Genomic DNA, 24,565 nt, shown 5'->3' on the forward strand with positions numbered 1-24,565 from the left:
CCAAGGCTAGTCTCCTACCCCAACACCCCACCAAACCGAGCTATTCCCTAAGCTTGGGAACACTATGGGTAGGAAACGCAACACCGAAGAATCCATCGCCGGCACCTATGAAATCTCCACCGGAGAACTTGTGGTCAAACCAGATCCATTCCGCGACGGCGCCTACATCCTCAACATCAACGGCGTGCCCTCCTCCCACCTCGTTCCCGATGAGCCGCGGGCCTTGGAGTTTGAATACATGCGCTGGATCGCTGCTGCGGTAGAGCACCTTGCGCCCGGCAAACGCCTTCTGCACTTGGGCGGCGGAGGCTGTTCTCTTCCCCGCTACTTCGCGGATCTTTGGCCAGATTCCCACAACACCGTCGTCGAACTCGACGCAAAGCTGGCGGAGCTCATCCGTGAGCTGGCCGATATCCCCTCGGCACCCCGCGTGAAAATCCGGGCCGGCGAGGCACGAGCAGTAACTGAGGGCTTCCCAACCCACCGCTTCGACGTCATCATTCGCGACGTCTTCGCAGGCGCCGTCACGCCAGAATCCCTCACCACAAAAGAGTTCTTCCAACACGCCCACGCCACCCTAAGTTCCGGGGGTCTTTACGTGGCTAACTGCGGCGACTACCCCGACCTGCAGGGCGCAAAGGCGGAGCTCGCCGGAATGGCAGAAGTCTTTGAGCACGTCGCAGTTATCGCCGATCCTCCCATGCTTAAGGGCCGGCGCTACGGCAACATCATCCTCATTGGTTCAGATACCGAGCTTCCCACAGACGGCTCCCCCGCAGCCGCCACGATATCCAAACCCCTATTGCGCGGGGCCGTGCCCGCCCACTACCGCGACGAGGCGTGGACGCGCCACTTCTTCAGCGGCGCGAGTCCGCGTCGCGATACGCCTGCTCTTTAAAGCAGGTTGTTAAGCAGGTCCGCCACCTGCTTGGAGTCGAACGCCGGCACCTCGACGCCCGCGCCGTGACCGGCGGTGCGCGCCACGTCGGCGGCGGTATCTACGTCCTGCTGGTCAATGTTATTCGAGTCGAAGTCCTGCACGTGCTCCGCGTTATCGAGGAACAGGGCCAAGTCGCCGGTGGTGGCGTCGTGGTTGGCCAGCTTGTCCAGATCGCCGGTGCTAATAGCGCCGGTCTTCAGCAGCTTCTCCGCCTGCTCGATGAGTTCGGTCGGGTCGATGGAGATGCCCGCGTCCTGCGCAGCCTGAGCCACGGCCGGGATCGCCATCGCGCCGGCGGCCACGGCAAGAATGCCCGCGATGAGCACGCCGGCGTCATCGCCTAGGTCGATGCCCGGCACCACCAAGTCGTCGACGATGCCACCGAAGTCGATGTAGTTACCACCGGAGAAGGACTGCAGCTGGGCCTCGGTGCCGTTGAACAAGTTCATGTCGACGTCGGTTTCAATGCCGGCCACTCGGCCAGAACCCGAGCGCTGCCAGAATGCCAGTTTGTCCCAGCCACCGACCGGGTCCGGTGCGGTGTCCTGGTAGGCAGCCAGCCACAGCGGGTACTCGGAGAAGCGCGTGGTATTCCCCATCTGCCCCATCCAGAAGTACTTGTAGGTATACAGCATCGGGGTGCGGCCTGTCAGGGACTTGACCTCAGTCATGAAGGTGTCAATCCACTGCTCAAGCTGCGCGGCGCTCAGGCCCTCATCGACCTCAATGTCGAGCACCGGCGGCAGAGTCTGGGTTGGCACCAGCGCGATTTGGGACGCGAAGCTGGCTGCCTGCTGCTTGGCATCCCCTGCTGGGCGCGCGTAGTGGTAGGCGCCGACCTTTAACCCAGCGGCCGATGCAGCATTGGCATCGCGCACAAAGTGATTGTTGACGAATCCGACGCCCTCGGTAGCTTTGACGAAGGCATAGGACTGTCCATCAGACTTCACGGCATCCCAGTCGATTCCACGCAGGGACATGTGATTGTTTCCTGAAACGTCCACACCGGATGGCGCATAGGACGGAATAGCGACGGCAGTGGATACGGACAATGCCACGGCCGCTACTGCGGTAACGGCGGCGGTAACAAGGCGACGTGCATGGCTCATGCGCGCCACACTACCGAATCAATCACATACATCACTGAAGCAACACGCGAAACATTCAACTCTTATGCCACACATTTAACACGACTCCCGTCCACCGCCCCCAGCAACAGCAACCGCTGTTAGACTTCCCTTCACATCGCCACCACCCCAGCAGGCGATAACGACGCCAAAGAAGGACAGCGCCATGGACCACCCCTCCATCGACCCACACCTTCCCAACGACCCACAGCAGCCCGCCGACCCCGACGCACCTCAAGAGTCCCAGGAAACGGAACTTCCCCCGCGCCGCGACTTCAAAAGATTCCTTAACGAGAACCTCGCACTGAGGGGCTCCGCAATTCTTCTGGGTGGGTGGGCGCTGGGGTTACTCTCCTTGATCTTTGCAGACAGCGTTGCATCGGGCGGCGATGATGCCGCGTCCTACTTCTTCGGCTTCCTCGGCATATTCATCCTTATCGGGATGAGTTTTGCAGCGCCTTTTCTCGCACCACTCTTTGCCTTCATCGCCATCGCGTCGCTCAACACTGACGCGCCTAAAAGCAAACGAAAAGCCATCATCGCAATCGTGCTTTCGGTAGCGTCGTTGATTCCCGTTGTCGCGTACTTCGGGCTGGACCTTTTGTCTTAGGTCCCAACGCTCGGCGCCAACTCCATAGCTCTGCCTACCACGCTGTGCTTGGCGACGCCCCACCCAAGCTTGCGGACTCAGTTCATCCAGGAATTCAGGGCAGGATGCGCCACAGCCACGAATACCGTGGCTCAGCTTATTGCATCGCTATTCAGAACCCAGCCCATCCACAATCCGTACCGTCTCCATCGCCACGCGCACCACTTTCCCAATGAGGTCCACGATGTAGCGCGGGTTGCCCACCTCGTCAGCCCAATCATTCGGGTCGTTGACGATGCCAGAGGCCTTATCTTTCTTGACCTGGTAACGGTCAATCAGCCAAGCGACAGCTGAGCGCGAACCCAGCATGTACTCATCCGCCTCGGCCGGAATGCCAGCAATGGTCACGCGCTTGTTGTAGATCAGCTTGGTCACGTCATTGACGTTCTTTCCCGTCTCCGGGTCCTTGCGCTTGGCCCACTTCATCTTGAGCACGCGCCATGTCTCACGGTCGGACTCATCACCCTTGACCTGAATATCCAGCGGCCATGGCTCCACGTCCTCGTAGCCCACGTGCAGGTCCATCAACTCCTGGCCCGCAGCAGCAAACTTGTCGAACTCCGCACGCGAGGATGGTGTCTCAATATGCGGCAGCATCTTTTTTAAGTCAGCCGCGTACTTCGTGCGGTAGCCGGGGTCATGCAGCTTGCCGTAGACAAAGTGGAAGATGTCATCACCCGTGATGTCAGCACCCAGTGCATCACGGTAGAGAGCCTTAATCTCATCCGTAATATTGTCCACGCGCACGTAGCCGTCAACGACCTCACCCACCTTGCCATAGATGCTGGCCTCGCCCTGCTTAGCGACGCTGCCCTCACCAAACAGCCCACCATCGTCGGCTGAGACGGCTGCCCAGGTGAAGCGGGGGAAGTATTGTGACGTAGCTATTACATGTAGATCTGGAAGCAGATCAGTAGCAAGCGCAGCCGGCATCACTGATTCACCGGCACCTACCGAGACGAATCCAATATTTCCGTGTTCCGGGGTTGGGAACATCGATGGGAGTTGTCCCAAACGATCGTTGTAATTTTGTGCGTAATACACACTAAGTTTGGTGTACGGGCGGTAAAGCGCTTGGCGAATCGAAGACTTAGAATATTTGAGCCTTACCCCTTGCTTCTTTAGCGAATCAAACTTCGAAGACCACTTAATCCGTTCTCTATCAAAGGAGTTCTTGTCTTTGGCCTCGTTGTAAGCTTCGATCGATACATTCACGTTTTCAGCCAGACGGCCCCTAGAAAATTGATAGGCCCATGCATCTCGATTTGTCTTCAATCCCATAGAAAACTGACTGAAGATTCTTGTATCTTTTCGACTTCTGTCGCCGATCGCAGGCCATGTTGCGAACTCTTTTGAGCGCTGATTCAACCAGTCGCCATCATCATTGGGTGTAATGCTTTGCCATTCGATTGACTCGACGGTCGAAGACTCTACGATATCGAGTTTCTCTCCAGCCGTCAGGTAGTCCCCAATGTCACGGTAGTGCAGCTCGAAGGCTGACTTTGTTGGATCTTTAACACCGACCGTTATAGCTACAGTACTGCGAGAGCCAGAGCCGAAGACTTTGCCGCCTTCCTTTCGTGATTGCTCCCCTGCGGTACGTTGGTTCCCGCGAAGGTTAAACACATAGAGGTCGGTAAAATCCTCCGCCATCGACAGGCGCACACCGTCGCCAGTGTTACCGTCAATCCATCCGCCATTGGACACGAAGGCTACTACGCCTTGGTCGCCGATGCGGTCGGTGGCCCATCGGAAAGCGCGCAGGTACGAGTCGTACAAGGAGTTCTTCAACTGAGCCGTAGACTTCTCCGCATAAGTTTCCGCAATGCGCTTATCCAGGCTCGGATATTTCTGGTTGGCGTTCAGGTCATTGGCGGACTTTTGGCCGGCGGAATATGGCGGGTTACCAATCACCACGTTGATGGGTGCATTCTTCTGGCGCTCGATGGTCTCGTTGTTCTCGCGGAAGATGTTGAGATCTGGGATGTCGCCTTCCTCGTGGATTTGGAAGGTATCGGCTAGCGCGATGTTCGTGAAGGGCACGTACTCGGGTGCGGGTTCGCCATTGCGGAGAGCTGCTTCTTCACGCAGGGCGTTGTAGGTGGTCTCGATGTTCACCGCTGAGACGTAGTACGCAAGCAGCATGATCTCAGTGGCGAAGAGTTCGTTGGCGTACTTGCGGGCGAGGTCTTCCGGCTTGATGAGGCCGGACTGTAGGAGGCGAACCGTGAAGGTGGAGGTGCCGGCGAAAGGATCGAGGATGCACACGCCCTCGTCGGTAAGCCCCTTACCGAAGTGCTTCTTGGACACATCATCGGCGGCGCGCAGGATGAAATCGACGATTTCGACTGGGGTGTAGACGATGCCAAGGGCTTCTGATTGCTTCTTGAAGGCCTTGCGGAAGAAGCGCTCGTACAGTTCCTTGATGACCTGCTGCTTACCGGAGGCAGAGTTCACCTCAGTGGCGCGGACACGGACGGACTCGTAGAACTTCTCCAGAGACTCGGTCTCAGTATCGAGGTTCGCCTTGGACAGAGCCTTGACCATCTTCTCCATGACCTGGGCCACGGGGTTGTGGGTGATGAAGTCATGGTTCTCAAAGAGCGCGTTGAAGACCGGTGCCGTAATGAGGTGCTGCGAGAGCATCGAGATGGCGTCGTCTTCGCTGATGCCATCGTTGAGGTTGTTGCGCAGGCCTTCGACAAAGGTGTCGAATTCTGTGCGGAGGGTTCCATCGGCGCCGTCGAGAAGCGCCTTGATGCGGGTGATTTGGTTCTCCGCAATGGTGGCGACGTCGTCAGCCCAGTCCTCCCAGTAGGTGCGGGTGCCGACTTTGTCCACCAGCTTTGTGTAGATGGCTTCTTGCCACTGCTCCAGAGAGAACAAGGCAATCTGCTGGGTTACCGTCGAATTATCAGCCTGCGGTTCTGGGGTTTTGGTTTCATCCGCTTCCCTGAGCTTCTCAGCGTCGCTTTTCTCGTCGTCCCCTGGGACGTGAACGACGTCGATGGGCAAGTCTTCCTGTCCGGCCGTGCCGTTGAGGGCGATGGAGTTAATCTTCGCGTTGAAGCGGTCATCGTGGGCGCGCAGCGCGTTGAGGATCTGCCAGACCACCTTGAAGCGCTGGTTGTCGTTGAGTGCTTCTGCTGGGGAGACGTTGCTGGCTACGGCGACGGGAAGGATGATGTAGCCGTAGTCCTTGCCCTCAGACTTGCGCATGACGCGGCCGACGGACTGGACCACGTCCACCATGGAGTTGCGGGGGTTGAAGAAGATGACGGAATCCAGGGCTGGGACGTCTACGCCTTCGGACAAGCAGCGCGCGTTGGTGAGCATGCGAGACTCGTGCTCCCCTGCTGGAGATTCCAGCCAGGACAGCCTCGTGCCGCGTTCCATGGCGTTCATGCCGCCGTCGACGTGCTGGGCGGCGACGTTAAGGTCGATGTTGGTCAGGGAGACGTCGTTGAGCACTGCCTTTTCTTTGAGCAGTTCCTGGTGAGTGCCGATGAGCGAGGGGTAAGTCTCCGCAATAAGTTGGGAGGTCTTGATGTCCTTGGCAAAGGCCACCGCGCGTTGCATGGGCTGGGCGTCCTCGTCGAAACCGCCCTTCTTGCCTTGCAATTCGCCGGAGCGCTTGGCCAAACCATTCCAGGCGCCAATCATGGCGGAGGCTAGGGAAAGGTTGACCTGGTTGTTCTCACTGTGGGCCATGGCTTGGGCAGCCACGGATTCATCCACGGTCATGACAAGCACCTTGTAGTCCGTCAGCAGACCCTTGTCCACGGCCTCACCGAAGCCAAGGCGGTAGAACTCCGGGCCGTAGATGGCTTCATCATCCATAGAAGCCAGCTCCGCCGAGTGTTCCTTGGCCTTGCCCTTGACGGCTTCGTCATAAAGGCGCGGGGTGGCTGTCATGTAGAGGCGCTTGGCGGTCTTGATGTAGTCGGCATCGTGAACGCGGACGAAGTTGCTGGCGTCCTCACCGGCAAGAGTAATACCGGTGGTGCGGTGTGCCTCGTCGCAGATGACAAGATCAAAATCATCGAGGCCAACCTGCTGAGCCTCATGCACTGCCTGGATGGACTGGTAGGTGGAGAAGACGATGTTGAGGCCCTTGGCGCGCTTGCCGGATTCAAAGCGCGTGGTGATGTCCTTGCCCTCGGTAGAAACAGGAACCTCAAGGTCATAGACAGCGATGTCCTCGGCCTTCTTGGAGACCTTGCTATCGGAGCACACCGCGAAGGCGCGCATGTCGAGGCGGCCCTGGGCAGTCCACTCCTTGAGGGTTTGGGAGAGCAAGGAAATAGACGGCACGAGGAAGAGGATGCGGGCTTTACCGCCGTTGTCCTCAGCGACGCGCTCCGCTAGGCGGAGGGCGGTAAAGGTTTTGCCGGTGCCGCAGGCCATGATGAGCTTGCCGCGGTCATGGGTTGTGAATCCTTCGATGGCTTTGTCGATCGCGGCCTGCTGGTGCGGGCGGGGCTCTAAAGTCTCACGTTGGGAGAGATTGATCTGGATGGTCTTATCCCGCACCTCTGAGCCAGGGAACGCCACGTCCCAGTTGATGGGTGACTCCGCAATGGCGGAGATGCCAATGCGGCTGGTCGGAATAATCTGGTTGGCCAGGGCATCCTCCGCGTGGGAGGACCAGTGATCCGTCGTCGAAATGATCAAGCGGCTGCCAAAGTGCTGGCGGCCTTCTTCAGTGTCAAAAGAATGTCCGGAAGCCTCGAAGAAGGAATCCAGGTGGGACTTCTGGATGCGCGCCTTGGAGTCGTAGAACTTGCACTGAATGGCAGTCCACGTGCCATCATCCACGCGGCGAGCTACCAGGTCAATGCCGGTATCCGCCTTGCCACCGTTGTAGCGCCAATCCGTCCAGCGGCAGACTTCATCAAATTGGTTCTTCAAGGTCGGGTCGGTTTTGAAATAGTTGACCATCAGCTTCTCAAAGGCAATGCCATATTTAGCCTTTGGTTGGTTTTCACGCAGCTGTTCTAGGACCTCAGAGAACTTCGACATGACAACATTGTGCCTGACGGACCCTAGCCGCTGTGGCGCAACACCGAAGCAATTCTTGCCAGCTGCATTCCCCGCTAGGTCAGAGCTTCACCACCGTATCGGCATTTTCAGCAATATACGCAGAGTGCGTGGCCACGACAACCACGGCACCATTCTGCGCGAACTGACGCAGTTTCATGAGGACGAGGTGCGAATTCTCCTCATCAAGAGCGCCCGTGGGTTCATCAGCCAGGACAATCTTCGGCTCTGCGAGAATCAATCTGGCTAAAGCAATGCGTTGTTGCTCACCGCCCGACAGTTCACTGACCGTTCGCTTTTCTGTTCCACCAAGCCCAACATCAGCCAATACTGCGCCTACTGCTTCGCTGGAGACACGGGGAACAGCAATCTTGATGTTGTCCTCCACCGTCAGGTCTGAGACCAATCCATAGTCCTGAAACAGATATCCAACATTCGCCCGACGAAACTTACGGCGTTCACGCGAACTCATCGCCGCAAGGTCCTGGCCTTCGAACTCAATACTTCCTGAATCCGGAACTATAAGTCCGCCCAGCATATTGAGAAGAGTAGTCTTGCCGCTACCCGAGGCTCCCGTCAGCGCGCTCAGTCGCCCCGCGTCAAAGTGTGCAGTGAAGTCCTGGATAATCGCTCGAGCTCCAAAAGCACACGATAGGTTTCGTACATAAATCGTCATTGCGGTTGTGTTCCTTCCCGTGCATCCCACCGCGATGCTGCCCGAAGCGTCAACAGCACGGAAGTTGCCAGCCATACTGAACCGAAACCGACAACCGCTGCGATAGTCAACGATGACCATTGATTCTCAAATCCGATATTCCATGTCGATGGCACGCGCAACTCGGCTTGCTGCTTGTGCTCGCGGAGCTTGAATAACAGCCAGCCGATCGTCGCCACGAAAAAGGCTATCTCCATGGCTACCACCTGCTTCGACACCCACCAGGGGCTTCGACCGCAGATATATGCCACATGAATCTTGCGCCGATAGGCTATGCAAAACGTCATCACGGTGGCACCGACCAAGATTGTCACCAGCAGTACTGCGACCAAGGTATTCAATCCCCACAAAACCACGTTGTGTTCGGCCTTGCGAACGCTAGCCTGCCACGAGTCCTCGCGCGGTCTAGAAAAAGACAGCGTCGTGCCCGCACTCCCCGTCAAAAGTTGCTCTGGGACTTCAGCAGACGACGATAAGAGGACTTGTTGAGAAACCTTGGACATCAGATTATGGTCCCCCAACGGCGCTAAGCCGGGAGGGAGAATGACGAGAATCGGGTCATCGACCACTGGGCGCAGCTCCACATCGTAGGTGAACGCTGTTCCTACGCTACAAGGAGCATGCCACTCGATAGCGGGGGCAGAATTTTCGGTGTAGCTAGCCTCAAAGTCCAGCGTGTCCTCGATAGTTCTCATGGAACTCTGCGACAGTTCTTTCGGTGAGCAGACTGTCACGTTTGTGCCGTTGAGCTCGGTGACCCCGGCCCGCCGCGCGTATTCTTGGTTTACCAGCAGAACGGGTGCTTCTAATTCGATGGGCCACGTCAACCAAAAAGGGTCTACGAGTAGTAGCTTTCCTGACTCGTCGGCGGCTCGGAACGGTGACGCAGTGTCAGAACTCGCCCATTCTTCGAAAGCAGTATTCGTATTCAACGCGAACTCTTGCGGACCGCGATGGTGATCCCAGGCCTCCTGCAAGCGGTGGCGCTCGTCGATTTCCGCGGCGAACCCCACCAACGTCGCAACTGCGCTCAAAGCTGCAATAAGGGTTATACACCGGACGGCTAACAATGAATAAAGAATTGGCCTCGCATGGATCTTTCCCTTAATTGATTGGGGAATGGAGGTCAGGCGAACGAGGAGTTGGCCGCCGAGGTATCCAGAGAGCAGGACGACGAACAGTGTTATGCAGACGAGGCAAAAAATACCCCAGAAGACTCTGGTCATTGCCCAACCGTTATATGCGTAAAGCACCCCAGCGACAATCAACGGGCCACCGATAAATGCCCTTAAAAGAACTCCTTTCTGGCGCTGAGCTTCAATGCCAACCGTTCTCAAGAGGCTAAGCCCCAGCAAGCGGTGGATACCGATCTCCCGGGATCGTGACAGAGCGTGGCCCGCACCAAGAACGAGACACAAAAGCATGGCCAAGATAATGAGCACGGGAATTGTTGACGAAGCGAAGATCTGAACCATCCGATTCTTTAGTGGAACTACGTCAAGTCCCTGGGATTCTAGCCACCGCACCAGCGCTTCTTCGTCCGCGGCAGAACCCTTGATAAAAATGTTTTGGCGCGGATCACGGTGGGGGAAGTCTTCGAGCGGATAAACCACGTCAACGCCTCCGCGCTCGAAACGCGGTCGTTCCAACCGTTCGCTGTCTGGAGGAAGTGTGGACGAATAAACCCGGTACTCGCCACCGGAGACGGCCAGAGAGGAATAGTTTATGGCAACCTCAAAACCATTCTCGCGGGCAAAAGCACCCAAATCTCTAAAGAAATCTTCACGTCCTGTAGCGCGACTATCGGATTCGACTTCAACCCCGTATCCACCTAGGTGACCGTCGGCCGACGAGTACAGCGTTGCTGCAAGAAAAGCCACGACGGCAGCCATAATAACCGTGGTATATACACCCACGGCAACCAAGCCCGTACTCAACCTACGCATGCTCTAGACCGGTGTGATCTCTCTAACAAACAGCAACATGTCCGCTAAGAGTACACCGGAAATTCCGGTGCGGTTACGTGAACGCCGTGTATCTCCTACACCGACCGCGCGCGGCGGATGATCTCCGGAAGTTCGTTGATAACCACGTCGATATCTTCTTCAGTGGTCATTCGTCCCAAGCTGAAGCGCAGGCTGCCGCGGCCGTGTTCCTCGTCGATGCCCATAGCCTCCAACACGTGGGACATGCGGTTGACACCGGCGTGGCAGGCGGAGCCAGCGGAGGCTTCGATACCGGCGGCGTCGAGAAGCATGATGAGGCTATCGCCGTCCGTTCCGGGGAAGGACACGTGCAGGTGGGAGGCCAGGGTGGGCTCGGCAGAGTTGATGATGACGTTGTCGATGCTGGATTCGATGCCAGCCTGAAGCTTGTCGCGGAGTGCAGTCAGGCGGGTGTCCTCCTGCTCCATTTCCGCGACGGACTCACGCAGAGCTGCGGCGAGCGCACTCGCACTAGCTACGTCCACGGTGCCGGGGCGGATGCCGCGTTCTTGGCCACCGCCGAAAGCAAGTGGCAGTGGCGCTGGGGTGCGGCGAGCCAACAGCAGGCCGATGCCGCGCGGGCCGCCGAACTTGTGGGCGCTGGCCGCGAGTGTGGTGGCACCCAGCTCGTGGAAGTTGATGGGCAGCTTGCCGGCGACCTGCACGGCGTCGATGTGAACCGGGGTGTTCTGCGCAGCGGCGCGCTGGGTAATGTCCGCGACCGGCTGGATGGCGCCAGTCTCGTTGTTGGCCCACATGCAGGTGGCCACCGTGGCCGGGGTATCTAGGGCGCTTAAGTCACTGACGTGCCCGGTGGAATCGACCGGAAGCAGCTCCACAGTGGCGCCGTGCTCAGCCTGGAGCTTCTCCACGGTTTCGAGCACGGCAGGGTGCTCGATGGGGGTCGAAACGATGCGCTGCGCCGATTCTTGTGCAGCGCTCCCGCTGCACGCAGCGCGGAAAAGGCCTTGGATGGCGATGTTGTCCGCCTCCGTGCCGGAGGAGGTGAAGATGACCTCGATGGGTTCGCAGCCGAGCAGCTCGGCGACGGTCTCGCGGGCGTCGTCAAGCACAGAGCGCGCCTTGCGCCCCGAAGCATAGGACGCGCCCGGGTTGAGGGAACTAGCTGCCGTGGTCCACGCGTCGATGGCGCTTTGGCGCATGGGCTGGGTGGCTGCGTAATCGAGGTAGAGCGGCATTAGTTGCCGGCCTCCTTGCGCTTGGTCAGCTCCGCGGCGAGTGCCGGAGCGATCTCGTGGAGGTCACCCACCACGCCGAGGTCAGCGATCTGGAAGAAAGGCTCGTCCTGATCTTGGTTGACCACGACGATGGTCTCCGAGGTCTGCATGCCGGAGGTGTGCTGAATAGCACCGGAAATGCCGAGGCCGATGTAGAGCTTCGGGGACACGGTTGCGCCGGTCTGGCCAATCTGGTGGGCGGGGTCGTAGAAACCCTCGTCCACGGCATCGCGGGTGGCACCGACGGCGCCGCCGAGGGAATCGGCAAGCGGCTCCACCACGTCAGCGAACTTATCGCCCACGCCGCGGCCGCCGGCAACGACGACCTTGGCGGAGGTTAGCTCCGGACGAGCGGTCTTCTCCGCCGGGGTAAAGGAGGTGACAGTGACGTCCTTCGCGGTGGCGGCAGGCAGCTCGAAGGGCGCAGGTGCTGCGGTGACCGGCTGCGGTTCCGCAGTAACGGTGCCGGGACGCAGGGTGTAGATGACAGAACCCGTGGCCGTCGAGGAGGTTTCATAGGAACCACCGAAGATGGTGTGGTGCGCGGTGCCGTCAGCATTGATGCCGTCGACGTTGACGAGGGCGCCAGAGCCCAAGCGAGCCGCAAGGCGGCCAGCAATCTCGTTGTTGGTCGGGGTGGCGGCCAGCACGATGGGCGCCGGGTTATTGGCGGCCAGGGCATGGAGGGCATCAACCTCCGGGGTGACGATGCGCTGCTCATAGTCCGCGGCGGTGGCCTGAACAACCTGGGCGGCACCGAGGTTGCCCAGCTCGGCGTCAAAGGAGGAAGCGGTAGCAGCATCCTTGGCCACAACGACGGCGGAGACGGTGCCGAGCGCGCGGGCGGCGGTAATGAGCTCGCCCGTGACGGGGCTGAGCTGGTCTTCTTCGTGCTCAACTAGGACATAAACGTGAGACATGTGTTTTCTCCTTTAACCCTCGATGAGATTCTTGGCGGCCAAGAAGTCAGCAACCTTGGCGGCAGCCACGGCCGGATCCGGATCGGTGATGACCTCACCAGCGGTACGGGCTGGGCGCTGTGCGGAGGCGGTGACCGTGGTGGTGGACGGCACGCCATCGATGCCTAGGTCCGCCACGGCGAACGTGGTGACCTCTGCCTTCTTGGCGGCCATGAGGCCCTTGAAGTTGGGGAAACGCGGCTTGTCGGCCTTGTCGGTAAAGGACAGGATGGCCGGGAGATTGGTCTCAAGCTCCCAGTGGCCGTGGGCATCCTCGCGGGTGGCGGTAGCGGTAGCACCGGCCAGGGAGGCGGCCTTGAGCTCGGTGAGTGCCGGCAGCTGGCGGTACTCGGCTAGCAGGCCAGCAACAAGGCCAGTGGAGGCGTCCGAGGAGTTATTGCCCAGGGTGATGACCTGGACCTCGCCGAACTTTTCCGCCACCTGGTTGATGGCGGCGTTGAGAACCCAGGCGGTAGCCAAGGCATCGGCGCCGGCGAGGGAATCGTCGACAACGTGCACGGCGTGATCCGCGCCCATGGCCAGGGCCTTGCGCAGGGCTTCGTCGGCAGCCGCCGGGCCCATGGTGAGGGCGACAACCTCATAGCCGGCGTCGGCGTTGTCGTCTCGCAGACGCAGCGCCTGCTCGACGGAGTACTCGTTGACCTCGTCGATGACGTTATCCACCGAGGTGCGGTCCAAGGTGTGATCCGCCTCGAGGGTCTTCGTTGACCACGTATCCGGTACGTGTTTAACCAGAGCCACAATGACTGGCATGTGGGCACTTCCCCTTCCGTAAATTTTGAAACTATTAGGGTGCGTAATTACCTTCGGTCGATACTACTCGCGGTCCGCACAGCACCGCGACTCCCTTGGCCCCGATGCGCGTCACCACGAGCGTCTTGGCCGTCGAGCCCTTAAGCTTCAGCTTCTTGCGCAACTGGTCTGGGTCCACGTCTTGCCCGCGTACCAGGATCTCCAGGGAGCCCACATCGTGCGCCGCCATGGCCGCCTTGAGTTTTTTCATGGGCACCAGCTCAATGAATTCAAATCCGGATGTGCCGTGAGGTAACTGGTCGCCGGTGAGGTACGCGATGCGCGGATCCAGCTGGTGCAGGCCTTCGCGCGCGGCGTAATGGCGCACCAGTCCGGCGCGCACGATGGCGCCGTCGGGATCGATGAGAAAGCGTCCGATGGGGCCGGCATCGGGAAGCTCGTGTTCTGGAATGTCGTCCTCGATGACGTCTGGGGCAACCGCCGAGGACGTGGAGAGAATCACCGCACGTTTGCCTGTCCCCAGGCCGGGTGTGTATAGGCAGGTCTCTTTTACGCCGCCGTCAAGGCTCACAACACAGGCCAGCCCTTCCCACTCGGAGTGGTCGATACCTGGGGCACATTTGATGGCCATCTCGCCGTGCGTGTCTAGGAGAGCCTGCGGAGGCGGCAGGAGTTGGTCTAGGCGGGTGATGCGGGTGCCGCCTTGGCGCCGTGCGGGGTCGGCGATGCACACCTGCGCCGAGGTTGTCGTCGTGAGCGCATCGGCGCGGAAGACTGGGTGCGCGATGTTGTGCTGCGCCATGGCGACGCGCGAGGCGTCAAGGTCACTTCCCACGTAGGTGCCGGGCGCATAAGCCTGACCTTCGGTACCGATGGAACAGGTGAGGTCGTGGACAAGGTCGACGCCGCGTTCACGCAGGAACTGCGCACGGTAGGCGGCGACGGCTGGGGGCGTGGCCTGCTGTGCGGAGTCGTGGTCCATGAGCCACTCCCCCGGCAGTTTCCCTGAGCGGCGGGAGTGGAGTAGCTCGGCCACCGCGCGCCCGTATTCGCCGAACTGGGCCTGGAGCTTGGCGACGTCCCTCAGCTGCGCCTTCTTTGTCCCCTCCAGGTCCGCGGCGGCTGCGTCAATAGCGCTCGTGTTTTCGCGCAGGAAGGCGACCTCGTCGAGGGTATAGCTCATGGTGTGGTGTTTCTAGATGCGGTCGATGGGGGACGTGGTGAAGTATTCGCGGTAGCGCTCGTCGTCTTCGGGATCACCGATGATGGGGCGAAGGTCGGAAAAGGAGGCGTCATCAAGAACTTCCTTGACCGTGGCATAGGAGGTCAGGCGCTTGAGCTGTGCCCAGGTGGGGATGGCTAGGCGCACGAGCCCGGCGCGCCAACCGTCAAGGACGAGCTGGGGATCGAACCAGCCGGCATCGTCGGCTTCCCCGGTTTCGCCGTCGGGTTCTTGGCCTTCGGGGAGCACCCCGATGAAGAAAAAGGTGTCAAACCAGTGGTTCTTGAATTCCCCCGCCCAGCGAGACCACGGAAGGAGCATGTCGGCGTCGACGCGCATGCCGTTGTGGGCCAAGAACTCGGTGAAGGAGATTTCGTGGGTTTCGAGAAGCTCACGCTCTCGGTGGTAGCGCGAGGCATCGGAGACGATGCCGTCCTCGCGGATCGCCAGCAGAGTGCCGGCTTCCTCGAAGAGCTCGCGGGCGGCGGCGAAGACGAGGGCGTGGGCCTTGTACTTGGTCACTCCCATGCGTCGGGCCATCGAGATGACGGACTGCCCGGCCCAGAGCTCGCCAGAATCCCAGGATCGGGGCGGGAAATCACGAGGGTCGACTCCCCCGCCGGGAAAAACGACGTGTCCGGGGTAAGTGCGCATGGTGTGCACGCGTTCTTGAATCCACACGCGGAGGCCATCGGGGCTATCACGCAGCAGGAGCACCGTTGCCGCCAAGCGGGCACCATTGAAGCCGGTGGTGTCGCCATGGTCGATGGCGTCCAGGGCGTCGTGGTAGGGCTGGCTCATGCAACTTTCCATGTCATTGATACCGCTACTGCGCTATCAAGCGGGGGCGTGCGAACTAACGAATACGGCGGGCGAAGTACCTGTCCCCGATGCGATCCACCTGAATGGGCTGGTGGAACGCTGTGGACAGGTTCTTCGATGTGAGCACCGTATTGATGAGTCCTTTGGCCACGACTTTACCCTCATCAAGAATCATCGCATGTGTAAATCCGTAAGGGATTTCCTCCACGTGGTGGGTGATCATGACGATGGCGGGGGCATCCGGGTCCATGGCCAAATCACCCAGGTAGCCCACGAGGTCCTCGCGACCGCCCAGATCCATGCCGGCGGAGGGCTCGTCGAGGATGAGCAGCTCTGGGTTGGCCATGAGCGCGCGGGCAAGGATGACGCGCTTCTTCTCACCCTCGGACAGCGTGCCCCACGTGCGCTTGGCTAGGTGGTATGCGCCGACCTGCTTGAGGATGTCATCGGCGCGGGAGAAGTCCATATCCTGGTAGTCCTCGCGCCATCGGCCCAGCACGGCATATCCGGCGGAGATAACCAAGTCATCGACGCGCTCGCCATCCGGGATGCGGTGCTGCACAGCGGCAGAGGAAATACCGATGGCGGCGCGCAGATCGCGCATATCGGTTTTGCCCAGGCGCTCGCCCATGAGGTAGGCCACGCCGGCAGAGGGGAATTCCTCGGCCGAGGCCATACGCACGAGCGAGGTCTTGCCTGCGCCGTTGGGCCCGATAATGACCCAGCGTTCGTCGAGCTCGACTTGCCAGTCCACGGGGCCGACCAGGGTGTTTCCCCCACGGCGCAGCTCGACGCCGCGGAAGTCAATCAGCCAATCCTCATCGGTGGGCTGGTTCTCAAGGTTCATGTCACCAATTTGCTCAGGAGTGTTCACAGGAACCATTGTGGCTGAATTTTTCCTTCCCCGGTGAAACTGACACAGCTGCATTATTCTATGGGCATGACTCAACGCCTTGGTATCGACGATGTCCGCCCTTCTCTCTCCGGCAAAGTAGCCTCGAAAGCCGTGGTCGGTGAGGTTGTTCCTGTCACCGCACTGGTGTGGCGCGAGGGCCACGATGCCGTCGCCGCAACCCTGTCGGTGTGGAACAACGACTCCCCCGCTACATCTGCCTCCACCATGACGGTGGACCCGAATGACCAAGACCGCGTCCACGGCGTTTTCACCCCAGCTACCCCCGGCCGCTGGTTCTTCCGCATCGATGCGTGGTCGGATCCCATGGCCACGTGGCGCAATGCCGTCACCAAGAAAATGGAGGCAGGCCAATCTGCCCAAGAGCTCAGCAACGATCTCCTCCACGGCGCGGAACTCTTTGAGGAGGCCGCAATTCAGTGCCCGAGCGAGAAGGCAGACCTGCTCTTCGCCGCGTCGAAGGAGTTGCGGGATGAGAAGGGGGACGTCGACAAGCGCGTGCGCACCGCACTGTCTCCTGAGGTGTCCGAGATTCTGCGCCACCACCCGCTGCGCCACCTGTTGGTGGAGGGCGAGATTCATGAGGTGCTCGTGGAGCGCCGCGAGGCCCTCTTTAACTCCTGGTACGAGCTCTTCCCGCGCTCGACGGGCGGATGGGACGCCGAGGGTAACCCAGTACACGGAACCTTTGAGACCACCGCGCAGGCCCTCGAGCGCGTGGCGGCCATGGGGTTTGACACCGTTTATTTCCCGCCGATTCACCCCATCGGTGAGGTGCACCGCAAGGGCAAGAACAACTCCGTGGTAGCAGAGCCGGGCGACGTCGGCTCCCCGTGGGCTATCCAGGACCACTCCACCACTCACCCAGAGCTGGGCACGATGGAGGACTTCAAGAAGCTGGTGACCAAGGCCGAGGAACTGGGCCTCGAGGTGGCGCTGGACCTAGCGCTGCAGGCTTCCCCCGACCACCCGTGGGCGGAGAGCAACCCGGAGTTTTTCACCGTGCTCGCTGACGGCACCATTGCCTACGCCGAGAACCCACCCAAGAAATACCAGGACATCTACCCGCTGAACTTCGACAACGACCCAGACGGCATCTACGCGGAAATCTACCGCATCGTCATGATCTGGGTCGAGGCCGGTGTTACCACCTTCCGCGTGGATAACCCGCACACCAAGCCGGCGAACTTCTGGAATTGGCTGATTTCCAAGGTGCACGTGACCCACCCGGAAGTCATCTTCCTGTCCGAGGCCTTTACCCGCGCGCCGCGCCTGTTTGGCCTGGCCAAGGCTGGCTTTACCCAGTCCTACACCTACTTCACGTGGCAGACCTCCAAGTATGACCTGACCACGTTCGCCGAAATGCATGTGGAGCAGGCCGATGTCTGCCGCCCCAACCTCTTTGTCAATACCCCGGATATCCTCCACGAATCCCTGCAGACCGGTGGACGTGCCATGTTTGCCATCCGCGCAACCCTGGCCGCCACGCTCTCCCCGCTGTGGGGCGTCTACTCTGGCTTCGAGCTCTACGAGCACCAGGCCGTGGCGCCTGGCAGCGAGGAGTACCTCGACTCGGAGAAGTATGAGCTGCGCCCGCGTGACTTCCAGGCAGCCCTGAAATCTGGGGACTCCTTGGAATCCTACATCCGCCTTCTCAACGTCATTCGCCGCGAAAACCCGGCCCTCCAGCAGCTGCGTACCCTGCGCTTCCACAACACCGACAATGACGCCATCATCGCCTACTCCAAGGCAGATGCGGCGACTGGCAACGTCGTGCTCGTGGTGGTCAACCTTGATCCGCGCAACGCCCAGGAAGCAACGGTCTACCTGGATCTCAAGGCCGTGGGCCGCCAGCCGGGCGATCATTTCACCGTCCAGGACGCCATCAGTGGCTCCGCCTACGAGTGGTCTGACCGTAACTTTGTGCGCCTGGAGCCGCTTCGCGACGTCGCCCATGTCTTCATCCTTCCCCCTGCCGACCACGACCTGCAGGAGCAGCTGGCGTGGCGCCGTGTCGAGGACTACCGCGCCTAGTTTCCTTTTGGCCCGCGCGGACGGTCAGAGTTAGGTAATTTGGTCATTATGAACATCCCGGCCTCTGATCTTGAACGCCTGAACAATTGCCGCCACCATGCACCGCATGATTTCTATGGATGGCACCAAGGAACCGTCCGCACCCGCCGCCCCGGCGCCGAAGCCGTCGAGCTCGTCACCGAGGCGGAGACCATCGCCATGCGTGCGGTGGGCGATGACATGTGGGAGGCGCCGTTAGCGGAGGAATCGGACTACCGTCTGCGGATCACCTACCCAGACCAGCCTTCAATCGAAGTCGCCGATGGCTACCACTTCCTGCCTACCTTGGGCACCCTGGACCAGCACCTCATCGGTGAGGGTCGCCATGAGCGTCTCTGGGACGTACTCGGCGCAAACCTCAAGACCTACACCACCGACATGGGTGAGGTCACCGGCACCGCCTTCGCCGTGTGGGCCCCAAATGCAGAAGGTGTTGCCGTGGTTGGTGACTTCTGCGGTTGGAACCCAACCCAGTACCCCATGCGCTGCCTGGGTTCCACCGGCATCTGGGAACTTTTCATCCCCAGCGTCGGTGAGGGCGAGCGCTACAAATTCGCCGTCCACGGCAAGAACTCACCGCGCGTCGACAAGGCTGACCCCTTGGCCAAGCGCACCATCGCTCCGCCGGAGACCGCGTCCGTGGTGACGAAGTCCGAGTTCGCGTGGTCCGATGACGAGTGGATGACCCAGCGCAACGACGACCTCGATGTACCCATGAGCGTCTATGAGCTGCACGTGGGTTCCTGGAAGGTCGGCGCCAACTACAACAGCCTGCGCGAGGAGCTCATCCCCTACCTGGTTGAACACGGCTTTACCCACGTGGAGATGCTGCCCGTGGCCGAGCACCCCTTCGGCGGCTCCTGGGGCTACCAGGTCTCCGGCTACTACGCTCCCTCCGCCCGCTGGGGTACCCCGGATGAGCTCCGCGCGCTCATCAATGACCTCCACAAGGCCGGCATCGGCGTGTTCATCGACTGGGTTCCTGCCCACTTCCCCAAGGATGAGTGGGCCCTCGGCCGCTTCGACGGCCAGGCCCTGTATGAACACCCAGACCCCCGCCGCGGCGAGCAGGCAGACTGGGGAACCTACGTCTTCGACTTTGGCCGCAACGAGGTCCGCAACTTCCTCGTGGCCAACGCCCTCTATTGGGCCGAGGAATTCCACGTCGATGGCCTGCGCGTCGACGCCGTTGCGTCCATGCTCTACCTGGACTACTCCCGCGACGAGTGGCTGCCCAACCAGTACGGTGGCCGCGAAAACCTTGAGGCAGTCCAGTTCCTCCAGGAGACCAACGCGACGCTGAACCGCACCCACCCGGGTGTTCTCACCATTGCGGAGGAGTCCACCTCCTGGCCGGGTGTGACTGCCCCGACGCACGAGGGTGGCCTCGGCTTCAACCTGAAGTGGAACATGGGCTGGATGAATGACACGCTCGAATACTTCAAGCACGAGCCCATCCACCGCAGCTACCACCACGGCGAGCTGACCTTCTCCATGATTTACGCCTACTCGGAGCGCTACGTTCTGCCGTTCAGTCACGACGAGGTCGTCCACGGCAAGGGCTCGCTGTGGGAGCGCATGCCTGGCGACGACTGGAATAAGGCCGCCGGCCTCCGCGCCCTCTACGGCTACATGTTCTCCCACCCCGGCAAGCAGCTGATGTTCATGGGCCAGGAGTTCGGCCAGACCACCGAGTGGTCTGAGGGCAACTCCGTGGACTGGTCCAACCTTGAGGGCTGGGGCAACGAGTGGCACCACGGCATCAAGCGCCTGGTGCGTGACCTCAACGTGGTGTACAAGCAACAGCCGGCCCTGTGGACCCAGGACTTTACCCAGGACGGCTTCCAGTGGGTCAAGGCGGATGACGCCAACAACAACATGCTAGGCTATGTCCGCTACGGCAAGGATGGCTCGGCCCTGCTCGCAGTCTGCAACTTCTCCGGAAGCTCCGTGCCGAACTACGACCTGTGGGTCCCGCGCGACGGCGACTGGGAGCTCGTCCTCAACACGGACGATGCTGTCTACCAAGGCGCCGGCAACGACCTGCCGCGCCGCGTGCGCTCCGAAGGCAACCACGTACAGCTGCACCTGCCGGCCAACTCGGTGCAGTGGTACGCCTTCCGCGGCTAAAACGCAGATAAAGTTACCTACGATATTCCTAAAGAGCCGGGCACCTTTTTACCGAAGTAGATGGTATCTCGCTTAAAGTTCCCGAATGAGGCTACAACCAGAGCTTTGGTGGGTACAGGTTCGCTATCGGGCGTTACGATTGTCCCGAGTATTCCCATCATGCTGATTTGTGTAGGTTTACCAATCCTATTGATGATCATACGTAAACCCCGTTAAGGGAAGGAGGCAAGTATGCAGAGCTTTCTGTGGGATGATTTTTGTGAAAACCAAGGAGTCACTGAATGTGAAGAAATAGTGGATTTGTGCTCCTCTGGTGTGCTGAAGCAGCTCATGGCACATAACCTCACAAGAAACGTCTCGTACGATTGCATCTATTATCCCGACGGTACTGCTGATGAAGACGGACCGTTCACTGACTACACGACCTATCACGTTGATGCTTATCCTGCTCAATCGGAACTAATTACCTTCACAAACGGCGTGGAGATCAGTCACGACGGCCCATATGCTTGTAATAATCAGTTAATCCACCTAGGTGCTCCACCTTCTGGCGCTGGAGGACCTAGCGTATTTCTCTATTACAATCGGTATCCGGAATTTTGGGGTAACACGTTTAAAAATCCACCGTGGTTACACTATCCGCGGTCTATTACGCGGGCATCCAAAGCAGGGTTTGAGCATTACATCCGCGTGGTGAGCTACTCCGACGATGAGATGAAAAGACACCAGATGTGGAAAGAAGTCGTAATCGACACGGAAATCTCGATGGCCGTTCTCTTTGCCCGTCATATCGGATCGGATGTTGACGAGGTGTGGACAATGGTTCATCTGGAGGAGCGAAATGACTGGCGCCAGCCAGAGCTCAAAACATTTGACTATCACTGGAGTTTCGGAGACCAGCAGCCGCTGACTTAGCGTTCGATTGGGCGCATCACCGCTTCTTGGACCCATAATCACACTTTTGGGCAGGCCCCTTCGCGGACTGGTCCAACTTGGAGGGCTGGGGCAATGAATGGCACCACGGCATCAAGCGCCTCGTGCGTGACCTCAACGTGGTGTACAAGCAGCACCCAGCACTGTGGTCACAGGACTTTACCCAGGACGGCTTCCAGTGGGTCAAGGCCGATGACGCGAATAACAACATGCTGGGCTATGTCCGCTACGGCAAGGACGGCTCTGCGCTTCTCGCGGTGTGCAACTTCTCCGGCAGCTCCGTCCCGAACTATGACCTGTGGGTGCCGCGCGATGGCGAGTGGGAACTCGTCCTCAACACTGACGATGCTGTCTACCAGGGCGCCGGCAATGATCTGCCGCACCACGTGCGCTCGGAGGGCAACAACCTTCACCTGCACCTGCCGGCTAATTCGGTGCAATGGTACGCCTTCCGCGGCTAGGCCTGAAGCTAGACTGTCGAAACACAACTGCCCGAACTGACAAAAGTATCCTCTGGGATTCGATCCCAGCGCCTATCTTTGTCGGTTCGGGCAGTTGTCTTTTTAATCTTGCGCGTGAGCGCTAATGAAGTCACGAACGCGCGAATCAATATCATCGCGCAACGCGTCCATGCGTTCCTCGCCCTCCATGCCGCGCAGCGAGGGATCCTCGATGTCCCAGCGTTCGGCCTCACCCTCGTAGTGGGCATCGCCGACGACGATGACGTGGTCGACGGCGGCGGCGAGGGAGGCGTCGATAAGCGTAGGCGTTCCCGACATGTCAGCACCGACCTTGGCCAGCGACTTTTGCGCCTCGGCGTTCACGCCCTGCTCACGATGCTGCTCAGTGGTCTTTACGCCAGCGGAATAGATATCCCAGTCCGGAGCGTGCTTCTTAGCTAGAGCGGCCGCCATCTGGGACTTGCCGCGGTTTGTGTTGCAGAGAAAAAGTACGGAAGTCATACCTCCGTACTCTAGTCGTGCGTTACCCGACTGTCTTCTCAATATCGTAGTAGACCGGCAGGGACTTCCAATTGAAGGTCACATTGCTGACATTCTCTGACCAGCCGCCGACCACGTTCGGGTAGAACAGCGGAATGGCTGGCAGATCCCGCAGAAGCAGCTCTTGCGCCTGGTTATAAAGCTTGGCGGCTTCGTCGGGGCTGTTGGCGCCGTTGGCCTTAACGATGAGCTCATCGAACTCCGGGTTGGAGTACTTCGAGTCATTGGAGGCCACGCCCGTCGTGAAGTTCGGGCCGAGGAAGTTGCCCATGGACGGGTAATCCGCAAACCACGCCGTGCGGTAGGCACCGTCCATGCGCTCGGAACGGTAGGCCTCACGGAAGGACTTGAAATCCGGGTACGGGTTACCCACGGCTTGGATGCCCAAGGTGTTGCTGATGTTGTTGGCTACCGCGTCAGCCCAGTCCTTGTTATCGCCGTCGGTGTTGTAATTGATGGGGAACGTACCCTCGAAGGCACCGTACTTCTTATCTGCCTCAGCCCACAGTTTCTTCGCCTCCTCCGGGTTGTAGTCCAGGTTCTCCGAGCCCGGCAGGTTATCGCTGTAGCCCGGCAGCACCGGGGAGGTAAAATCACGGGCCGGGGTACGGGTGCCGTGGAAGATGGTCTTGGCAATTTCCTCGCGGTTGATAGCCATCGACACCGCACGGCGGCGCAGGGTGCCTTCTTCCCCAGTGAAATGTGGGGTGTCCACGTGAATGGACATTTCCAGGTAGGTGGCGGCCGGCTTGGTTTCTTGACGCTCGCCGAGGTCCTGCTCGTAGCTACCGAAGGCCGAGGACGGGATGGCCTCCAGCACATCAAGGTTGTTGGAGAGCAGGTCCATGTAGGACGCACCACTGTCGGCGTAGAAAACGAACTCAATGCCGTCATTCTTCGGTGTGCGCTCGCCCTTGTACTCTGGGTTCGGCTCGATGATGAGGTTCTGGTTGTGATTCCATTCCTTGAGGATGTACGGGCCATTAGACACTGGCTGCTCTCCGAAGGCCTGCGGGTCTTCCAAGGCTGAGGGAGGCAGTGGGAAGTAAGCGTTGTAGCCCAAGCGGCTGGGGAAGTCACTCTCCGGCTGGGTGAGCTCGATGGTGAAGGTGCGGTCATCGATGACCTTGAGTCCCTCCATCTCCTCGACGCCTTCGCTGTAGCCCTTGATGGAGGAAAAGAAGCTCTCATTGAGCTGCTCGTTGGCCACAGCGTAGTTCCACGTATCGACGAAGGTCGCCGCTGTTACCGGAGTTCCGTCGGAGAACGTGATGTCTGGTTTCAGGGTGACCTTGTAGGTCTTGTCCCCTTCCTTGTCGATGGACTCTGCCATCTCGTTGTGGACCTCGCCCTCTGCGTCGTAATACACGAGGCCGGAGTAGAGCATGTCGACGACACGGCCGCCGCCGTTCTCATTAGTCATAGCTGGGATGAGGCCCTGCTGGGGTTCGGTGCCCGGAACGCGGATGATGGCCGCATCAGCGGAGCCCGACGCAGAGTTGCTGCCTCCGCAAGCTACGAGGGACATGGCGAGAGCCGCCGTGCCGCAGACAGCGGCCGCCGAGCGGAGGGTGCGAGATGTGTGCATGAGATTCTTTCTGTCAGGCCAAACATCAGATGTGTTGTGGAACACTTTTAGAACCTATCATGTTGCTTTTCACTCCACACGGCTCTTACGCCAGATTTTTCGTTCCTGTTGCGGAGTCGTTGGACTTGTTTTAACCTGTGCGGCATGGGGGTATTAGAAACCTACTTCCACTACCGCAATTCGGGGATTGCGCTCGTGGAGAATGCATCCAGCTCACCCGACGAGCTCCGCGCGCTCGGCGCCGACGCGTCTGATGCCGCAGAGTTGGCGCACCTGCACCGCACCTACTTCGGCCCCACCCGCTTTAGCGGCAAACAACGCAAAGCCCGTGCAGCCGCCCAAACCCAGAAACACAGCCTAGCCACCCTCTCCCTGATTGAGTCCTACACCGCACGCGTGAAAAAAGACCTCGATGCCTGGAACCTTCGCATCAAACTCGCTTCCACACCAGCCCAC

The 24,565-nt window shown here is 59.7% G+C and carries 17 protein-coding genes and 2 pseudogenes; 7 read left to right on the top strand and 12 right to left on the bottom strand.

Going from position 1 to position 24,565, the window contains the following annotated elements; all coding sequences use genetic code 11:
- Window positions 1–64 precede the first annotated feature (64 nt).
- Window positions 65–898, top strand: coding sequence for a spermidine synthase (locus tag HMPREF3149_RS03610; protein WP_042530523.1), 834 nt, complete (start codon window positions 65–67; stop codon window positions 896–898).
- Here HMPREF3149_RS03610 and HMPREF3149_RS03615 read toward each other — a convergent pair.
- Window positions 895–2,049: a glycoside hydrolase family 25 protein gene (locus HMPREF3149_RS03615; protein WP_042533207.1), complete on the bottom strand. Its 1,155-nt coding sequence runs from the start codon at window positions 2,047–2,049 to the stop codon at window positions 895–897. The genes HMPREF3149_RS03610 and HMPREF3149_RS03615 overlap by 4 nt on opposite strands.
- Before the next feature lie 184 nt (window positions 2,050–2,233).
- On the opposite strand from HMPREF3149_RS03615, the gene HMPREF3149_RS03620 reads away from it, so the two are divergent.
- Window positions 2,234–2,677, top strand: coding sequence for a hypothetical protein (locus HMPREF3149_RS03620; protein ID WP_070536666.1), 444 nt, complete (start codon window positions 2,234–2,236; stop codon window positions 2,675–2,677).
- A gap of 147 nt (window positions 2,678–2,824) precedes the next feature.
- Here HMPREF3149_RS03620 and HMPREF3149_RS03625 read toward each other — a convergent pair whose 3' ends face one another.
- The 9 genes from HMPREF3149_RS03625 to HMPREF3149_RS03665 all read right to left on the bottom strand — a co-directional run bounded on the left by HMPREF3149_RS03625 (window position 2,825) and on the right by HMPREF3149_RS03665 (window position 16,318).
- Window positions 2,825–7,738, bottom strand: a complete 4,914-nt coding sequence (locus HMPREF3149_RS03625; RefSeq protein ID WP_070536668.1) for a DEAD/DEAH box helicase — start codon at window positions 7,736–7,738, stop codon at window positions 2,825–2,827.
- Between the two features lie 79 nt (window positions 7,739–7,817).
- On the bottom strand, window positions 7,818–8,432 hold the full coding sequence (locus tag HMPREF3149_RS03630; protein ID WP_070536670.1) for an ATP-binding cassette domain-containing protein: 615 nt from the start codon (window positions 8,430–8,432) through the stop codon (window positions 7,818–7,820).
- Window positions 8,429–10,363 carry a hypothetical protein gene (locus HMPREF3149_RS03635; protein WP_141741442.1) on the bottom strand — a complete coding sequence of 645 codons (1,935 nt, stop codon included), beginning with the start codon at window positions 10,361–10,363 and terminating at the stop codon, window positions 8,429–8,431. The genes HMPREF3149_RS03630 and HMPREF3149_RS03635 overlap by 4 nt, the downstream gene beginning before the upstream one ends.
- A 149-nt stretch (window positions 10,364–10,512) precedes the next feature.
- Window positions 10,513–11,655 (bottom strand): cysteine desulfurase family protein, encoded by a 1,143-nt coding sequence (locus HMPREF3149_RS03640; RefSeq protein ID WP_070536674.1) that lies wholly within the window; start codon window positions 11,653–11,655, stop codon window positions 10,513–10,515.
- Window positions 11,655–12,614, bottom strand: coding sequence for an electron transfer flavoprotein subunit alpha/FixB family protein (locus tag HMPREF3149_RS03645; protein WP_070536676.1), 960 nt, complete (start codon window positions 12,612–12,614; stop codon window positions 11,655–11,657). The genes HMPREF3149_RS03640 and HMPREF3149_RS03645 overlap by 1 nt, the downstream gene beginning before the upstream one ends.
- 12 nt (window positions 12,615–12,626) lie before the next feature.
- Window positions 12,627–13,427 carry an electron transfer flavoprotein subunit beta/FixA family protein gene (locus HMPREF3149_RS03650; protein WP_070536678.1) on the bottom strand — a complete coding sequence of 267 codons (801 nt, stop codon included), beginning with the start codon at window positions 13,425–13,427 and terminating at the stop codon, window positions 12,627–12,629.
- 34 nt (window positions 13,428–13,461) lie between these two features.
- Window positions 13,462–14,610, bottom strand: coding sequence for a THUMP-like domain-containing protein (locus tag HMPREF3149_RS03655; RefSeq protein ID WP_070536680.1), 1,149 nt, complete (start codon window positions 14,608–14,610; stop codon window positions 13,462–13,464).
- Window positions 14,611–14,622: 12 nt separating this feature from the next.
- A complete protein-coding gene (locus tag HMPREF3149_RS03660; RefSeq protein ID WP_042530509.1) occupies window positions 14,623–15,450 on the bottom strand; it encodes an NUDIX hydrolase in 828 nt (275 codons plus the stop codon).
- A 55-nt stretch (window positions 15,451–15,505) separates the two neighbouring features.
- The gene (locus HMPREF3149_RS03665; RefSeq protein ID WP_239180744.1) at window positions 15,506–16,318 is read right to left on the bottom strand and encodes an ABC transporter ATP-binding protein; all 813 of its coding nucleotides are present in this window, start codon (window positions 16,316–16,318) and stop codon (window positions 15,506–15,508) included.
- A 93-nt stretch (window positions 16,319–16,411) separates the two neighbouring features.
- On the opposite strand from HMPREF3149_RS03665, the gene HMPREF3149_RS03670 reads away from it, so the two are divergent.
- The 4 genes and pseudogenes from HMPREF3149_RS03670 to HMPREF3149_RS03685 all read left to right on the top strand — a co-directional run.
- Window positions 16,412–18,418: a maltotransferase domain-containing protein gene (locus HMPREF3149_RS03670; protein ID WP_070536728.1), complete on the top strand. Its 2,007-nt coding sequence runs from the start codon at window positions 16,412–16,414 to the stop codon at window positions 18,416–18,418.
- Between the two features lie 48 nt (window positions 18,419–18,466).
- Window positions 18,467–20,587: a 1,4-alpha-glucan branching protein GlgB gene (gene glgB, locus HMPREF3149_RS03675; RefSeq protein WP_070536683.1), complete on the top strand. Its 2,121-nt coding sequence runs from the start codon at window positions 18,467–18,469 to the stop codon at window positions 20,585–20,587.
- Window positions 20,588–20,818: 231 nt separating this feature from the next.
- On the top strand, window positions 20,819–21,502 hold the full coding sequence (locus HMPREF3149_RS03680) for a hypothetical protein (protein ID WP_070536685.1): 684 nt from the start codon (window positions 20,819–20,821) through the stop codon (window positions 21,500–21,502).
- 65 nt (window positions 21,503–21,567) lie between these two features.
- Window positions 21,568–21,981 (top strand): annotated as a pseudogene (locus HMPREF3149_RS03685) (alpha amylase C-terminal domain-containing protein); the annotation flags it as partial.
- Between the two features lie 102 nt (window positions 21,982–22,083).
- Here the strand turns inward: HMPREF3149_RS03685 and HMPREF3149_RS03690 are convergent.
- Both HMPREF3149_RS03690 and HMPREF3149_RS03695 read right to left on the bottom strand, forming a co-directional pair.
- Window positions 22,084–22,482 carry an arsenate reductase/protein-tyrosine-phosphatase family protein gene (locus HMPREF3149_RS03690; protein ID WP_070536689.1) on the bottom strand — a complete coding sequence of 133 codons (399 nt, stop codon included), beginning with the start codon at window positions 22,480–22,482 and terminating at the stop codon, window positions 22,084–22,086.
- 22 nt (window positions 22,483–22,504) lie between these two features.
- Window positions 22,505–24,109, bottom strand: a complete 1,605-nt coding sequence (locus HMPREF3149_RS03695) for a peptide ABC transporter substrate-binding protein (protein ID WP_070536691.1) — start codon at window positions 24,107–24,109, stop codon at window positions 22,505–22,507.
- A 144-nt stretch (window positions 24,110–24,253) separates the two neighbouring features.
- Here HMPREF3149_RS03695 and HMPREF3149_RS03700 point away from each other — a divergent pair.
- Window positions 24,254–24,565: pseudogene (locus tag HMPREF3149_RS03700) on the top strand (HNH endonuclease); the annotation flags it as partial.

Origin of the sequence: Corynebacterium sp. HMSC05E07, assembly GCF_001807225.1 — a bacterium.
GTDB classification, from domain to species: domain Bacteria; phylum Actinomycetota; class Actinomycetes; order Mycobacteriales; family Mycobacteriaceae; genus Corynebacterium; species Corynebacterium singulare.